This is a genomic window from Gilliamella sp. Pra-s60, from assembly GCF_009795755.1.
Classification (GTDB): domain Bacteria; phylum Pseudomonadota; class Gammaproteobacteria; order Enterobacterales; family Orbaceae; genus Gilliamella.
Genome location: NZ_WTFA01000005.1, coordinates 24,591 through 41,229, shown reverse-complemented (window position 1 = coordinate 41,229; position 16,639 = coordinate 24,591). Strand labels below are relative to the sequence as shown.

General features: G+C 32.9%; 16 protein-coding genes and 2 tRNA genes. 5 read left to right on the top strand and 13 right to left on the bottom strand.

Annotation, left to right across the window (positions count from 1 at the left end):
* Window positions 1-92: 92 nt before the first annotated feature.
* The 10 genes from GQ596_RS05465 to GQ596_RS05420 form a co-directional block, all read right to left on the bottom strand.
* Window positions 93-536 (bottom strand): PTS sugar transporter subunit IIA, encoded by a 444-nt coding sequence (locus GQ596_RS05465; protein WP_160400670.1) that lies wholly within the window; start codon window positions 534-536, stop codon window positions 93-95.
* Between the two features lie 8 nt (window positions 537-544).
* Window positions 545-1,543, bottom strand: coding sequence for an SIS domain-containing protein (locus tag GQ596_RS05460; RefSeq protein WP_160400669.1), 999 nt, complete (start codon window positions 1,541-1,543; stop codon window positions 545-547).
* The gene (locus GQ596_RS05455; protein WP_160400668.1) at window positions 1,540-2,625 is read right to left on the bottom strand and encodes an SIS domain-containing protein; all 1,086 of its coding nucleotides are present in this window, start codon (window positions 2,623-2,625) and stop codon (window positions 1,540-1,542) included. The genes GQ596_RS05460 and GQ596_RS05455 overlap by 4 nt, the downstream gene beginning before the upstream one ends.
* 12 nt (window positions 2,626-2,637) lie before the next feature.
* Entirely contained in the window at window positions 2,638-3,459 is an 822-nt protein-coding gene (locus GQ596_RS05450; protein ID WP_160400667.1) for a PTS system mannose/fructose/sorbose family transporter subunit IID, read from the bottom strand.
* Window positions 3,440-4,276 (bottom strand): PTS sugar transporter subunit IIC, encoded by an 837-nt coding sequence (locus tag GQ596_RS05445; RefSeq protein WP_160400666.1) that lies wholly within the window; start codon window positions 4,274-4,276, stop codon window positions 3,440-3,442. Before GQ596_RS05445 ends, GQ596_RS05450 begins: the two co-directional genes overlap by 20 nt.
* Before the next feature lie 17 nt (window positions 4,277-4,293).
* The gene (locus GQ596_RS05440) at window positions 4,294-4,761 is read right to left on the bottom strand and encodes a PTS sugar transporter subunit IIB (RefSeq protein WP_160400665.1); all 468 of its coding nucleotides are present in this window, start codon (window positions 4,759-4,761) and stop codon (window positions 4,294-4,296) included.
* Window positions 4,762-4,772: 11 nt separating this feature from the next.
* Entirely contained in the window at window positions 4,773-5,456 is a 684-nt protein-coding gene (locus tag GQ596_RS05435) for a GntR family transcriptional regulator (RefSeq protein ID WP_160400664.1), read from the bottom strand.
* Window positions 5,453-6,175 (bottom strand): GntR family transcriptional regulator, encoded by a 723-nt coding sequence (locus tag GQ596_RS05430; RefSeq protein ID WP_160400663.1) that lies wholly within the window; start codon window positions 6,173-6,175, stop codon window positions 5,453-5,455. Before GQ596_RS05430 ends, GQ596_RS05435 begins: the two co-directional genes overlap by 4 nt.
* A 289-nt stretch (window positions 6,176-6,464) precedes the next feature.
* Window positions 6,465-6,541: transfer RNA gene (locus GQ596_RS05425), tRNA-Pro, on the bottom strand.
* Window positions 6,542-6,562: 21 nt separating this feature from the next.
* Window positions 6,563-6,638 (bottom strand) — tRNA-His (locus GQ596_RS05420).
* Window positions 6,639-7,135: 497 nt separating this feature from the next.
* Between GQ596_RS05420 and GQ596_RS05415 the strand changes: the two genes are divergently transcribed.
* Both GQ596_RS05415 and GQ596_RS05410 read left to right on the top strand, forming a co-directional pair.
* Window positions 7,136-7,816: a response regulator transcription factor gene (locus tag GQ596_RS05415; RefSeq protein ID WP_160400745.1), complete on the top strand. Its 681-nt coding sequence runs from the start codon at window positions 7,136-7,138 to the stop codon at window positions 7,814-7,816.
* An 18-nt stretch (window positions 7,817-7,834) separates the two neighbouring features.
* Complete coding sequence (locus tag GQ596_RS05410) at window positions 7,835-9,130, top strand: ATP-binding protein (protein ID WP_160400662.1); 1,296 nt, start codon at window positions 7,835-7,837, stop codon at window positions 9,128-9,130.
* A gap of 6 nt (window positions 9,131-9,136) precedes the next feature.
* Here the strand turns inward: GQ596_RS05410 and GQ596_RS05405 are convergent, their stop codons facing one another.
* Window positions 9,137-9,808 carry a D-alanyl-D-alanine carboxypeptidase family protein gene (locus GQ596_RS05405; RefSeq protein WP_160400661.1) on the bottom strand — a complete coding sequence of 224 codons (672 nt, stop codon included), beginning with the start codon at window positions 9,806-9,808 and terminating at the stop codon, window positions 9,137-9,139.
* 207 nt (window positions 9,809-10,015) lie between these two features.
* Here GQ596_RS05405 and GQ596_RS05400 point away from each other — a divergent pair, with 207 nt between their 5' ends.
* From GQ596_RS05400 to GQ596_RS05390, 3 genes are read left to right on the top strand one after another with little or no spacing between them, the layout of a single operon-like run.
* Window positions 10,016-11,179, top strand: coding sequence for a bifunctional tRNA (adenosine(37)-C2)-methyltransferase TrmG/ribosomal RNA large subunit methyltransferase RlmN (locus tag GQ596_RS05400; RefSeq protein WP_160400744.1), 1,164 nt, complete (start codon window positions 10,016-10,018; stop codon window positions 11,177-11,179).
* Between the two features lie 34 nt (window positions 11,180-11,213).
* Entirely contained in the window at window positions 11,214-11,831 is a 618-nt protein-coding gene (locus GQ596_RS05395; RefSeq protein ID WP_160400660.1) for a hypothetical protein, read from the top strand.
* Between the two features lie 30 nt (window positions 11,832-11,861).
* Window positions 11,862-12,434 carry a manganese efflux pump MntP family protein gene (locus GQ596_RS05390; protein ID WP_160400659.1) on the top strand — a complete coding sequence of 191 codons (573 nt, stop codon included), beginning with the start codon at window positions 11,862-11,864 and terminating at the stop codon, window positions 12,432-12,434.
* Window positions 12,435-12,590: 156 nt separating this feature from the next.
* Here GQ596_RS05390 and GQ596_RS05385 read toward each other — a convergent pair whose 3' ends face one another.
* On the bottom strand, window positions 12,591-14,720 hold the full coding sequence (locus tag GQ596_RS05385; RefSeq protein WP_160400658.1) for an AAA family ATPase: 2,130 nt from the start codon (window positions 14,718-14,720) through the stop codon (window positions 12,591-12,593).
* A gap of 14 nt (window positions 14,721-14,734) precedes the next feature.
* Window positions 14,735-16,369, bottom strand: coding sequence for a hypothetical protein (locus GQ596_RS05380; protein ID WP_160400657.1), 1,635 nt, complete (start codon window positions 16,367-16,369; stop codon window positions 14,735-14,737).
* Window positions 16,370-16,639: the final 270 nt, after the last annotated feature.

Sequence of the window (16,639 nt, the reverse complement as noted above, 5' to 3'; positions counted from 1 at the left end):
TAATATTTAAATTATTTATAGGAATATTATAGAATTTGGTGACAGAATTAACTGTCACCTGTAAATAGAAATACACAAAATATAGGATGAAATCAGAAATCCTCATCCTGACTTTTATTATCCATTATTGAAACAATGTTATATCGTTCAATACTTTTTACCGATGCATCAATTACTTCTGATAGCAAATCATTCAGTTTATTTTCGTCATCGGTTCTTAACGTAAAAGTTGTCAATAACATTGGAATATTAACACCCGCTATAACTTCTAATCGAGGATATTTAGAAACCAAATTAACCACCGTATTAAACGGTGTCCCTCCTTTTAAATCAACAAAACATAAAACATCAGAGCTTTCACGGGTTAACTTTTCTAACTTCTGCTCAATCTGCTGTTGAAAATCATCTAAGGATTGCCCCATTAGAAAAGGCACTGCCTCGCATTGAGCTTGTTTACCACAAATCATTTCAACCGTTTCAATCATACTGTTAGCTGTTGATCCATGAGTACTTATTAATACCGCAACCATTGACATTACTCTCCTTAATAATCCAAGCAACGATAATAACGGCGAATCGTCATTGGATGGCGATTTAAATGTTCAACATATGCATCAATACGATTATTAATAGTACGAAAAACAAATGGAGAAAGATGACCGCGATATTTTTCTGATATACCTGGTAGTTCGTAGTCTTTAGTATCAATGATAGTGTAATTTCCACAAATTTTAGGTAAAAACTTTGCAACCCTTTCGCTTAATGGGCGTTGAGTATCTTCACCAACATACACTGTAACAGCTGTATCACGATCAATAATTTCTAGTGTACCATGGAAAAATTCAGCTGACTCAATAGATTTTGAACGTAGCCAATGTTGCTCTTCCCAATAACACATTGCATGAGAATAAGTCGCCCCCCATTGATTACCCGCACCAACAAAATAATGCATCGTATCATTATGATGTTTTTCAGCCACTTCTTGCCCAAACTTATCAGCTTTTTTAGCAACAGCAACAATATTTTTAGCAAAGTGCTGATCCATTTGTTGATAAAACTCATCATAATCAGGAAACTCATCAGCTAAAAACATTAAACGATCAGCTGTCATAAAGAATTTTAATTGTTCATTCATTGGATAAGAAATAACATGATCAACCATTTTTCCTAATGGAGAGTCTGCTTTATCTAAAAAAGCTAACACTGTAGCTCCAACTTCTTTTTGAATCTTATCGATAGCTTGAACTACTTCTTGGGTTGAACCCGTTACAGATGAAATAATAATTAATGTGTCTTTAGTAATTCTCTTATTACCGGTTACTAAGTACTCTGCAGCATGTTGAATAAAAGTCTCAATAGCCGATTTTTCCTTCATATGTACAACAGCTTGCATTGAAGATGCATAAGTACCACCAATACCCAACCAACAAACATTGCTATAACCACGTTTGTGGATTTGATCAATAAATTGATTAATTTTAGGGCGTAAAGCTAATGCTCCATTCATACTGTCTAGTTCTTTTTGTTCGTCAAATTTTCTCATTTTGTAATCCTTTTAATTTTAGATTTTGTTATTTGGTCAAATTCTGGATATGTCGATTTTTCAAGATTGTAGCCTTTTAATTGCGATATCTGATAGCTTAATAAGTGAATAGGAATAGTCATAAATAATGAAGTTAATAGTTCATCACATTCAATATTTAGGCATAAATCACATACTCCTAAACCACTCGCGTTATGTGCATAAATAGTTGAAATATTTGGAACATATTGATTTAAAAATTCTTTTAAACTCTCCGATCTTTTCACTAAACGACCATGTGGTTCGATAAAGATAATACAATCATCAGAATGTAAACCTAAGTACGGACCATGCATGTACTCTTCTAGTTCTTTACCAAAAGCACTATTTCGTACTGTCTCTGTAAATTTGGTTTCTCCTTCTCTAGCTACACCATAAGTTGCTCCATAACCAATCAGAATGATTCTTTCAGCACGATAAAAAAGATTCTCATGTCGATTAACCCAATCTTTTGATTGTTTAATAATTTGAGGTAATGATTGAGTAATTTTTTGTATCTGCTTGAAATAAAATTCAAATTGTTCACTATTCAAACACTCTATTTTTTGACCAATAGTTAAAGTGATTAACATTAAATCAAGAATAGTCACACTATAACCAGCACTAACATATGGCATTTCTTCAATAGGTATTCCCATAGATAACACATGGTTACTTACCTTATATAATGGACTTTTGGGATTGCTCGTAAGGGTATAAATAGTTTGGTTGTTATTAACAAATTGTTCGACCAAGTGAATGGTTGAGTAACTCTCCCCTCCTTGCGAAATAGCAAAATATAAGGTATTAGGATCATCATAATATAAATAATTAGCGGCCATTGATGGATCTTCAATATAGACAGGTATTTTTAATAACTTGCTCATTAAAGGTCTTGCACCATAAGCTGCATTAGCACTAGATCCTGTAGCAAATATAACAATTGAATTAAGTTTTTTAATCCCAGTTAAATCAATAGTACTACAAAATAGTGTTTGATAATTATTTAGAATACTTTGATAATATTCAGGTTCTAACTCAACATAATCAGCAATGCTTTTCATTTTTTTTCCTTGTTATCCCAATATCCCACTCCAAGCACCAAAAATACCAATAAAGGCAATTAATAAAAGAATCCAATGAGCCTTAATATCTTTCTTAACTAACGCAAAAATAAACACTGTAAACAATAAAGGAAGAATTTGAGGTATAATCCCATCAAAGATATCTTGTAACGACGAAGCATCTGTGCCTGAACCTATTTTTAGCGGCATATTTAATGTTACCATCGTAGCCACCATCGCACCTACTACACAAAGTCCTAAAACCGATGCACCATAGGATAATTTATCCATCAAGCCTGTCTTTTGAACTTTTTCAATAAACGATGTACCAATGTTATACCCTATTAACAAACCAAAATAACGAGCTAACATCGCAGGAATGTTGAAAATTAATAAAAATAAAAGAGGTCCTAAAATATTACCTTCAAGAGCTAATGAAGTACCTATACCAGTTGCGATAACACGTAATGTTCCCCAAAAAAATGAATCACCTAAACCACTTAATGGTCCCATCAATGCAATTTTCACATCATTAATTGAGCTTTTATCAAAATCACTATCTGTAGCGTTTTGCTCTTCCATAGCAATAGAAATCCCTAAAGGGAAGGTAATTAACCATGGTGTGATATTGTAAAATTCTAAGTGCCTTTGATAAGCATCAGTTAATTTTTCTTTATTATCACCATATATTTTTTCTAAAGCTGGACGCATGGCATAGGAATAGCCTAAATTCATTTGTCGTTCGTAATTCCATGACCATTCAGCGGTAAAAGACCGCCAGAACGTCCTTGTCAATTCTTTATTAGTTATTAATTTAGAATTCTTCATTTTCATAATTGATCTCCTGCACATTTACAGTGTTATCCATATTATTATTTAACTTCTGGTTACCATCTTCTATTACGTCTTTTTTCCCATTAAATGCAGAGTAACCGGTCAAAATTAAAGCGATACAAGCGCCAAAAATTGCAACCCCAGTAACAGGTACCTTCATATATACGGCTAAAGCAAAACCAAAGATAAAAAAGGTTGCATTTGTTTTTTTTATCATTATTTTCATTAACATAGCAAAACCAAACGCAGGTAGTAAGCCCGTTGCAATACCTAAACCATCAATAATAAATTTTGGAATTACTTCTAATAAATCATTGACAGCTGAGCTACCAAATAAATAGGATAAGCCTACAACTAAGCCTATTGGAAGATTAACAGAAAAAAATCCACCTAATAAATTCATTCTATCCATACCTTTACCATTACCTTCAGATGCATATTTATCAGCTTTATGAACAAAATAAGGAAGGATAAAAAGAAAACATAAATTTTTGACTAATAAAACTAATGAAGCAATTGGAATACCTAATGTTAAAGCAATTTCTGTACTTTTACCCGCACCAATAGCAAAAGCAGTACCTAACACACTTCCAGAAATAATTTCAGGAGGTATAGATGCACCAATAGAAAACGATCCAACAAAAGCTAATTCTAATGTTGCTCCAATAATAATACCTTGTGTAATATCCCCCATGACCAAACCAGCTAAGGTACAAGTAACTAATGGTCTAGATAACATTGATGAACCTAAAAGGTATTCACCATTTGCTAACATCGCAATTAAAGCTAAAAAAACGGCTGTTAATTCTATGCTCATTTTTTGTTCCCTCTAGACTATTTCTCAAATTTTTGCTTTGTTTCATTTGGAACTTGCTGAATGTAGACATCAACACCATCTTGTTGCAATCCTGTTAATAAATCTGCTTCTATATCATTTAGGTTAATGGTTTTAGAATAATTTTTAGTTCCTTCTCGTGGTTTAGTCCCTCCTAAATTTAGGCTTATTATTTTACCTTGCGTTCCCCGTATTAATTTTTCAGCATCAGCAACAGATTCTACAACAATTAGCATTTGATACTTATCTGTTATGCCCGAATTAATGGCATCTATACTGTCATCTATTGATTTCATCACTAATTTTGCATTTTCAGGTTTAGCTAAACGAATAGCAGACTTTCGTAATTCGTCATTTGCAACAATATTGTTAGCAACTAAAATCGTATTTGCTCCAACACTTTCGAACCATGAAACAACAACTTGACCATGCAATAAGCGGTGATCGACGCGTAATAATTTAATCATTGGTATACCTCCTAGGTAAAATCAACTACATATTTGGTATTGCAAGAAAACTTGAGCTCAATGGCTATTGGTTCGCTATTAATATCAAAATAGTAGTTAGATATTTTAAATAATGGGTCATTTATTTTGCATTGAAACTGTTTAGCTAATTCAGCATTAGCTACAATTAACTGCAAATCTTGCTTTAATTTATCTACTTTTTTCTTTCCAGAGTTAGTGATTTCAAGTGCTGAAAGCACTTTTATTATAGAAATTTGAAAGTCTGGAAAATAGCAAAGAGGTAATAAAAAAATCTCTTTCACTACACTTCTATCAGAGACTTCTAAAAAACTAATGTAATAAATCAGTTCTGCTGATTTTATTTTTAATAATTGACTATAGTAATTTCCAGCTTGTCTTAGATAAAATTCTTTAATAACTTTTTTATGGCTTTGATAAGTATGGGGTTTAATAATACCTGTCATTTTTAGAATAGTTTGAGTAGAAAGTGTTGGTGCAACAAACAAACCAATACCTTTTTTTCTAATAACCATATTTTTATCAACTAATAGATCAATTGCTTTTCGAATAGTTGTTCTGCTTACGTTATAATCTTTTTGTAGCTTTCCTTCTGGAGGTAATTCCGAACCTACACCATATTGTCCTGTATTAATTTGCTCCATTAAATGAGCAGCTATTTTTTCAAACAAACTCATTCACATTTTTCCTTGTAATCAAAAATATTTTCAGCAGATAAATGATATCTAAATTTATTTCCGACTAAATATTGAATAGTATATTCAAAAGGATGAAAATTAGCATCAAAACTACTACTAGATACTTTATAAATCGGTGTGCCTTCAATCACTTGTAGATACATAGCTTTATCTTCGATTGCAACCTCACAACTGATTTCCTCACGTCCGTGACTAGGTACAAGATGGTAGTGCTCTTTCAAAAATTGATATAGAGAAACATCATTTAAATCTACTTGATCTAAATTTCTGAACTTATTAGATGATAAATAGGTGATTTCGTAGGATAACGGAAACTCATCCAATAAACGTTGCCGTATAATTCTAGTTAATTGCTCATTTGAACCAAAAAATGTTCTCAGTTCCTCGGGCATTCTAATTATTTGGTTAGAAAGAACTCTTATTTTTGTTTGGGCCCTATCGCTTTTTTTTACTTCTTCACTAAATGAAGACATTTTCAACATGTTTATCTCAAAAACTTGGCTCCATTCTAAGTTCTTCCCATTATGGAATAAATGACCTTCCATTATTAAGTCATTTAATGCTTTTCTCACTGTTGTTCGACTAACATTAAAGTATTCAGCAAGTCCTCTTTCTGTTGATATTCTACTAACAATAGATGGATTTGCCTTAATTTGTTCTTCGACATAAGTTCTAGAAGCAATATCACGATATTCCATAGATACTTCCCACTTTATTTGGATCTATTTATCCAAGATATGTATCTAAATCTACATAACAATAGGAAAGAAAGAAACAAAAAAATACATGTTACTAGATTTTAGTGCCAATATTGTTGCCTTGATCACAATTTTCAGCATCAATAAACTAAGTCATAAAAAAAAATAGAGCAAAGCAGTAACTTTGAATGAAATTTATAGTGAAAAGTGAACAATATTTTTAGTTGTTTATAAAAGAAGGTAATAATAAAAAAGCCTGCTCAGTTGAGCAGGCTTTTTTATTGAAAATTGGTCGGCGAGAGAGGATTCGAACCTCCGACCCACTGGTCCCAAACCAGTTGCGCTACCAAGCTGCGCTACTCGCCGTTAGATTTTTTCTCTACTAAATGGGGTGGCTAATGGGATTCGAACCCACGACAACTGGAATCACAATCCAGGGCTCTACCAACTGAGCTATAGCCACCATAGAAGCAGGACGAAATATTACGCATAAAAAATGATATTGTCCAGTATAATTTTTAAAAAACTCACCAATTGATTACATAAAAAGCGTTAAAGGTATAAAATTTGATAAACGAAATACCTTAAATTGTAATCAAATTTTGTAAATATTGACTTTCATACTACTTGTTGTTTTATTTTTTATCTCCATATTATTAATAGAAATGCTAGTAGTAAGACTATTTTTCAAATGATATAGATTTTGTTTTAGTTTATTCTTATTTCAAGATTGAATAGTATTTTTTTTAAAGTGAGCTGATAATGGTATTTTTCTTTTAGATAATGTTGAAAATATATACTAAAACATAAAATTAATCTCAAACTTCTTTGTATAATTAGATAGTAAATTAAATAATCAGGAATAGTTTAAAATATGTAATATTTTAGTAAAAATACCTGACTTTTTTTTATTATTGCAATAATGTAAAGACCTAAAATTAGATTATGGTGGCGATTATGATAAATATTTTATTAATTGATGATGATGTTGAATTATCACAAATGCTTAGCGAATATTTGACTAATGAAGGTTTTAATACCAAGAGTGTTTATTTGGGTAAAGATGGCATTGATGAAGCATTATCAGGAAAATATCGTGCTGCAATTTTAGATATAATGTTACCCGATATTAATGGAATTGATGTTCTTAAAAGTATACGTCAACAATGTAATATGCCTGTTATTATGTTAACAGCTAAAGGCGATAATATCGATCGCGTTTTAGGGTTAGAATTAGGTGCTGACGACTATATCCCTAAACCATGTTACCCTCGTGAATTATTAGCAAGACTACGTGCTGTTCTACGCCGATTTGATGAACGTGCAGTAGAAACGGTCGATGATAAAAAATACCATTTTAATGGTTTAACATTAGATTTACCACAACGATTATGTACTTGGAATGGACAAGTTATTGACTTAACGTCAACCGAGTTTAATTTGTTAGTATTACTTGTAAAACATAACGAACGAGTAGTTACGAAAGAAGAACTATCTGAAGTCGGATTAGGTAGAGCTCGTGAGCTTTACGATCGTAGTGTCGATGTGCACATTAGTAATATTCGTCAAAAACTACACCAAATTGCACAAAATGATGTAGCGATAGAGACTATTCGAGCTGTCGGTTACCGTATCCGTTAATAACCTGATAGGCTTGATATGAATCGTCGATTATTTTGGAAAATACTTATTATATTTGGGGTTATTTTTTATCTTACCTTCCAGTTAACTTGGATTGCATTTTCTATTTATGTAGGAAATAAAAATCAAAGATTCCTCAATCATATGCCGACAAAAGTCGATATGATTGCTCAGTTATTACATGTGGCAGGTGAAGATGAAACGCTTAATTTTATAGCACACTTACCTGAGCGAGAAAAAACTTTACTGTCAATAAAATTAGTTTCCCCATTTAATGAACAAGTCAATATTCTAAACGATGAATTAGAAACCCCAACATATGCTTATCAACGCATGGCCGCAGCACCAGACGGAACGCTTTATTCAGTTTCATTTAAAGAGGATAAGGATGATCATGATACAAAAGCATTATTCAATATGCCAATGACAATTGTATTACTTGGAATATGTGTTGGCCTTGTTTTTAGCCTCTTTTTAGCTTGGAACCTAACCAGACCAATGAGACTATTAAGGCAAGGTTTTTTTAGAGTATCCCAAGGTGATCTTTCTGTTAGATTGTTCAATAAATTAAAACCTCGTCGCGATGAATTAAGTGAGCTTGGTAAAGATTTTGATATGATGGTTGAACAACTCAATATTTTGCTCTCTGATCGTCAATCCCTTCTTCATGACGTTTCTCATGAACTTAGAACTCCACTAGCTCGTTTGCAGTTAGCAATTGGACTTGCTCAACAGAATAAACAAAATATTGATACAGCTTTAGCTAGAATTGAATTAGAATCAGAACGGTTAGATCAGTTGATTGGAGAGATTCTAAATTATTCTCGTGCAGAAATGAATAATCGTACCGATGAGTATTTTGATTTAAAAGACTTAATTAGTGTGGTGATAAATGATGCTAATTATGAAGCTAATCATCAGTTAATTGATGTACATTTCAATTTATCACCGATAACACATTCTATTGTTAAAGGGAATTCAGAGCAAATTCGGCGTGCAGTTGAAAACATTATTCGTAATGCTATTCGTTTTTCAACATCTGGACAAGCTGTAGACGTTTCGTTAAAAGAAACGGGTAAATATTTACAAATTGAAGTTAAAGATCGTGGTCCTGGTGTTGAAGAAAATAAATTATCCAGTATCTTTGAACCATTTGTCCGTATTCAGTCTCCTCAATTGGGTAAAGGTTATGGATTAGGACTTGCGATAGCAAGAAAGACCGTTATTATGCATAACGGTACTATTCAAGCAACAAATCGTGATGGCGGAGGGCTTATTGTAACAATATGTTTACCTTATTGGAGAAAGCTTTAATAAGAGTTAGTAACAATCGTTATTAACAGTTAATACATACTCTTTAACTAAGCTTTCTAGTCTGATTTTATCGTGACCAATAAAGTTTAATGTTTTCATGATAACGTTTGGATCACTCTCTAATATGGCTTTATATTGTGTAATATATTGGCTAGCAATGGGCTGATATGACCAGTGCCATTCTTCAAGTTGATATCCGCCTTTTCTACCACTATTAAATGCTTGGCAAAAACCATATTTTGGTAGATTCTCTTGAAGCCACTTATAAAGAATAATTCCTTTTTTATCATTTCTAAAATATTCCGAAGAAACGCTAGTAATATCAACATCAGTCCCCCAATGATGCCTTGATGTACCAGGCATTGATGAATATTTTAAAATTTCCTCGGCAATTTTTTGGGGATTGTTGAATTTAGCTGATAAAGTATCCCATTTTCGTTGCCAAATTCCATTTTGGTAAGTGTAATTACGCGTTGCACTTACCACTATAAAAGGAATATTTGGATGCGTACTTCTAAAGTCTTTAAAAGCCTTTATTAACTGCTCAGTTGCTTCTCTTTGCAGGTACATTCCTTTTTTATTAACAAGTAATTCGGTCGAGTCCAATGCAACAAAATCACTGTCCTTTTTTTCATCAAATTGCCCGGTTAGTTTATTTAATGGAATTGTTTGTGCCATAGTAAAACTCGAATAGAAAAGTAATGTTACTGTCTGAATTAAAATAAAAAATATATTTAATTTTGTTGGTTTTATTTTCATCTTAAATATTACATCGATTCTTTAATAGCAAGATAAGGTAAAAACCAGTATAATCTTTTCCCTAAAAATTGAAATAGCCATAATGTGTAAAAACGAGGCCTTATGTCAACATCATGTACATCCAACATGTCTGCTTGTTCAGACTCTCCAAACGCAATGAACCTAACAACAATGAATTCAAGTAACGAAAAAATAAATTTACTCAATTTTACGCGCAAGCAATTAAGAGAATTTTTTATTTCACTAGGCGAAAAGCCATTTAGAGCCGATCAAGTGATGAAATGGATTTATCACTTTGGAATAGATGATTTCGATCAAATGACCGATATCAACAAAAAACTACGAGAACAATTAAAAACTTTGACAGAAATTAAAGCTCCAAAAATTGCCATAGAACAACGTTCATCTGACGGCACAATAAAATGGGCTCTTGATGTGGGTAATAACCAGATGATCGAGTCTGTTTATATACCAGAGCGAGATCGAGCAACGTTGTGTGTTTCGTCACAAGTAGGTTGTGCATTAGAGTGTAAATTTTGCTCAACAGCTCAACAAGGGTTTAATCGAAATTTAACGGTCTCTGAAATTATTGGTCAAGTATGGCGTGCATCAAATGCGATTGGTGTAACGGGAAAATTAGCCGATAGACCTATTACCAATGTAGTTATGATGGGAATGGGTGAACCATTACTCAATCTATCTAATGTTGCCCCCGCCATGGAAATTATGTTAGATGATTTTGGCTATGGTTTATCCAAAAGGCGAGTAACCCTTTCTACATCTGGTGTTGTTCCAGCTTTGGATAAATTGGCAGGTATGATTGATGTTGCATTAGCTATCTCACTTCATGCACCAAATGATAAGATTCGTAGTGAAATTATGCCAATAAATCAAAAATATAACATGGCAATGTTACGTGATTCTATTTTGCGTTATCTTTCTACTTCAAATGCAAATCACGGTAAGGTAACGATTGAATATGTACTACTTAATCAAATTAACGATAGCGTTGAGCATGCTCATGAACTTGCTACATTTCTAAAAAATGTACCTAGTAAAATTAATTTAATTCCTTGGAACCCGTTTCCTGGCGCACCTTATTCACGTTGTTCAAATACTCGTATTGATCGTTTTATGAAAACATTAATGGGATATGGATTTACAGTCATTGTCCGTAAAACACGTGGAGATGATATCGATGCCGCATGCGGTCAATTAGCTGGTGAGGTTGTTGATCGTACAAAAAGAACACTTTATAAAAAACAAAACATTATCCAACAAACTATATAAGACTACATTTGTATAAAGAAAAAAGGAAGGATAAATGAAAAAACTGTTAATTATATTTAGCTGTTTTTTGATAATCATACTATCTGGCTGTCAAATGAAAAATAGTGATGAATTTGACCCAGAAAAAGCCGCTTTAGCAAGAATGCGACTTGGGTTGGGTTATCTTGCTAAAGCAAATGAATCAGAAGAAAACGTTAAAGCAGCACATTATAATCTAAAATTAGCAGCGCAATACTCACCAAACAATCCTCAAGTCATGTTGGCGATGGCTATGTTTGATCAACATGTGGGTGAATATAACGAAGCCGAAATGATTTACGAACGCATTACACTAATGCAACCAGGTAACGGATTATATCATGTTCATTACGGATCTTTTTTATGCGGACGAGAGCGTTATCAAGAGGCTAAAAAACAATTTCAACAAAGTCTTGATTTAGATCGCCACCGTTGGAAAGCCGATGCTTATGAACAGTATGGCTATTGTGCAATCCAAAACAATGATCGAAAAACAGCTGATTTGATGTTTAAGCAACTTTTTCAATACGATGCAAACCGTCGAGAAAATGTAAAAAAAACAGCTGAACTTTATCAAAATAAAGGCGATATAAAAATCGCAAATTATTTATTTTCTATAATAAAAAATAAATAATCACAATAATTTAAAGCAAGAGTATATGTCATGAGTTTTTTTGCTATTTTATTACTGGCACTGGCTATGTCAACCGATGCCTTTGCTGTCGCTGTATGTCGGGGAATATCACTTAAATCAATGCCGTTTTTAGGTGCTTTAAAAGTTGGTATCTTATTTGGTATTGTCGAGGCTATTACGCCATTACTTGGTTGGCTAGTTGGTTATATCGCACTTCAATATGTTGAGCAATGGGATCATTGGGTTGTTTTTGCTGTTATGCTATTTTTAGGTACTAACATGATCTATAACAGCTTTAAAAAGCCAGATGATTGCCAAGATGATAAAAGTATATCATCTAAAAAATCGTTTTTGATGTTAATTTTTACGGCAATATCAACCAGTATCGACGCATTTGCTGTCGGCGTAGGGTTAGCATTAGCAAGTGTTAATATTTATTTTGCAGCAGGAATGATTGGGATAGCAACGTGTATTATGGTGACGATTGGATTATTGCTAGGGAAAAAAATGGGCTGTTTAATTGGTAAACGGGCTGAGTTTTTGGGTGGGATAGTGCTTATTTCGATCGGTGTAATCACTCTTTATCAACATCTAATTAATTAGCCTTTTTCTCTCTTTATCTAATGACACCTTTTATCTTAAAAAGTATTATAATTTTTCAACTAGTTAAAAGATAAAATTAAAGTAAACCATACTAATTTAGAAATAAACTGTTACCTTATTGGTAACAGTTTATAAAAAAATCTATTTCATACTTTTTTAAATTTTACAAAATGTCATATCAAAGCTATGGGTTTGTTGATTATAAACTGCACTGAATATACCTTTATCATTAGGGTTTTGTAAAATATGATTTACGATAAATGGCCTAATATTCGTTTTAATATAACCAGGTAATCCCCTAGCACCACGAATTAAATCGTAATGATCATGGCAAAATGCACTTATACTAGAATCAGATATTTCTATAGTAAAACCTCGATGCTGATATGCTTGATTCAACTTATTAATTTCGCGACAAATAATCTGCTCAATTACTTCCATAGGCAAACGTTTAAAATGGAGAATATTTTCACGACCATTAAACCGATTAAGTAATTCCGAACGATAAGTATTATTGAGTTCATTTGTCGCCAATCCACGAGCTTCTTCATCTGTAAGGTTAGGATCTAAATAGTAAGGTTGTCCGATATTTGAAGTCATAATAATCATAATATCAGAAAAATCGACTGTTCGACCAACATTATCGGTTAACCGACCATCTGACAAAATCTGCAAAAAGATATTAAATACATCAGGATGAGCCTTTTCTATCTCATCAAATAGATAGATACCAACGGGTTTTGCTCTAACTGAGTTAGTTAATATACCGCCAGCTTCAAATCCTTCATATCCTGGTGGTGCACCAATCAATTTAGCGACAGCGTGTTTTTCCATGTATTCAGACATATCAAAACGAACTAATGACTTTTCATCACCATAGACATACTTCGCTAATGCTTTAGCCATTTCGGTTTTACCCACCCCTGATGGCCCTAAAAACAAGTAGGACATCGCAGGACCCGATTCTTCTAGTTCATCGACTTTAGCAACTTTTACTGAATTAGCAACATGTTTAACAATACTATCTTGACCAAAGATTCGTGATAATAAATTTGCTTCCAAATTAATCAAATTTTCAACTTCATTTTCATCAAGTTTATTTGCAGGAATTCCTGAAACTTTACTAAATTCAGTAATCACCTCTTGACGATTAAGCCTCAAATCTTTATTGGCTAACATCACCAATTTTTGATGTTGATTGTTATTCTGAGCAATTTCTGTATCGATTTGTCGAATCTTTTCTTTTAATTTAGCCACTGCAGGCGAATCAAATCCACCAGCAGTAAATTGAGCAAATGTCTTTATGGTAGTTGGTTGTGAATTATTGCTGTTATCCTCTTCTTCTTGCAATTGAGTGATTTCATCTTGCAATTGGAAACGTAATGTTTCAGCATCACGTTGATATTGATAAGTTTTATTAATTTCTGACTTTAATTCTTGCCAATCTTTTTGCCATTGCTCAAGTTGTTGTTGCAAATCTTGTTGTTCCACTTCATTAGTACTTTTTGCAATCTTATCCATTAATTCAACAATTTTAGGATGCTGTTTATGCGTAAGTTGTCGGTAACTAGCCAGTGCGCGATCTAGCAATGAAATTGCTCTTTGAGGTTGTGCTCCTCCCAAACCTAAACTATCACGATACTTACTGGTTAAGTGTATAGCTTCATCAATAGCATCTTCAGTAATTTGAATTTTATGATGTTCAGAAAGGTCTTTTGCTACCACTGAGACAATCGCTTTCAAATCATCTCCCACCGGTTCTTTAACATCGTAAAGTGTGTAAAGTTCTGGCATTTTGGTACTAGCTTTTAATACACTACTAAGCTTATCGTCTCGCACTTCTAAAATAACTTGAAAATTACTTGATTTATCGGCGTTATTTAACGCATTGATAAAATGAGCATTACCTGTATTATGTGCTCCCTCTAAAAAATTAGCCGTATCGGTAATAATTAGCACAGATTCAGGCGTTTGCTTTAACTTTTTTAAGATACTTTGAAACTCATTATTAATCTTAGCGCTGTCACCACTCGAAAATAGTGCATCACAATTCAACCAAAATAGCTTTTTTACAATCAAATCAAACGGTGTATCGGGGCTACTTTTAATAGCTTGTAAACCAAGGGTAAGCATTGAAACACCTACCCCTGCAGGTCCTGTTAATAAAAGTGAGTTGGATGATTTTCGAATAAGAATAGACGATATTCGTTCTAAATCATGCTCCCTGCCAACTAAAGTAAAATTAGGATACTGCGCTAAATATTCACGCCCTCTAACTAATAACATTATGCATTCCTTTATTACAGTTTAAAGGGGGACGTTGTGCCACTAGTGCTTTCATTTTTGGTTTCAGATTTTTCTGATAAAACATCACCTGTCACCGCAATAAATTCACGCGTATCGTTTTGAACGTCTTTAGACATTTTTTCAATTTCATCTAAATTCGCACGCATTGTTTCTAGTGCTGAGCGAGTAATTTCAGTCGCCTCTCTTTGGGTATCACCAAATTCTGCTAAGTTTTGTAACATAGCTTCTAAATCATTATTAATTTCATCACGCCCAGTTGCAATTCGTATTGCTTCATTTTTTGCAATATCGTTTGTGACTCGTGTCATTTCGGCTAAAGTATTACTCGCCATTGATTGTGCTTCATTAATTGCAGCGGAATTAACAGCTGTTACCACAACACTAAGTTGAGAGGCTACAGATGCAATACCTCGTGAATGCATTGCTCTTGCGCTTTCAACTTGTTTTTTGGTTGCTGCTTGCATATTGCGAATTTTGATGGCTTCAGTTGTTAATTCACCATAAGTTTGCATGGTATCAACTGTTGCAGTTGACACTGTGTCAATATGTTCATCTAAATTACGTCTTGCTTCATCAAGCTTCATTGACTCTAATAGATTATCGCCAACATCTTTATTTTCAAGTTCCTCTCTACGTTCCCGATGTACTTTTTCAACTTTTTTAGTGGCTTCATTCATAATGGCATAAATTTGTATCATATTGCCATTATTGTCGCTAAGTCCTTCAATTTGTTTAACCATTTTCTCAAGATGATTACGAATCGCACCAAAACGCTCTTTACCTTGATTAACAAATTTTAACGCTGATTCAACCATATCGGCCTGACGCAATGTATGCTGTTCTGAGGTTAAATTCAGTAACTCTTTTAATTTTTCAACATCCATTGATTCGGTACGTTGCTCATGGCGCTGAGTAATTTCTGTTTGGATATCATTTAACTCTTTATGTTTATTTTGTATTTGATCTCTTAACTTGGCTATTTTTTCTTCATTAATATCAATTTTTTCTTTTGATGCTGCTTTAATTTGTCCAAGACCAAAGAATTTTTTATCCTGCTGCAATAACACTATTTCTTTTTGTAAGTCAGATATTTGTTTTTCTATATTGGTAATTTTGCTTTGAACATTGATTTTTTGTTCCGCTTTTTCTTCATCCCATTCTTGATCGGCTTTGATTTGAGCTAAAGCATTGCGAGTTTCACCATTTTGGCGTAAGTTATACAGCGCATCGGTAAGTTCGGTAAGAGGTTTGATTTTTTCAATAAAGTCATTAAGATCATTATTAAAATCCGCATAAACTCTTTGTAACTCAGCAAACACTTCGGTATCGGTCATTTCGATACGTTGCTTAGACATCTCTTCTGAAATGGATTGCAAATATTCTTTAAAAGTATCAAATTCTTGAATTTTAGCTCTATCAGCCTCTTTATTATCAGTAAATTCTAAAATATGAGTGACTTCTTCTACTTTTTGTTCAAGTGAAAGGCTATCTGAAAAAATAACTTTAAAAAAAGTATTATCTTTAATGTTATCTAGTGGGCTTTCTGTTTTAGTTGTTTTTTGTCGTTGTCTAGCCGCGTAATCATTTTGTTCTATACTAGCCACTTTTTTTCTTGAAGATACACTCATTATTTCTTTCCTTATTATTTCTATATTTAATTATTACTTACCTATTTTTACCCCTATTTTCAATAAAAGGGATAAAGTTTGTAAAACTAATCTACTCTTACCACAAGATAAGTTACGTTTTTTTATCATTTTATTATCTATTTAACATTTTATTTTGACAAGTAAAAACAGCAATTAATACTAGAAAATAACAAATAAATACAAAATAAAAGAAAGGAGTTTATAAAAAAACCACTCGCATAACGAGTGGTTTATATTGAAATGTATCTG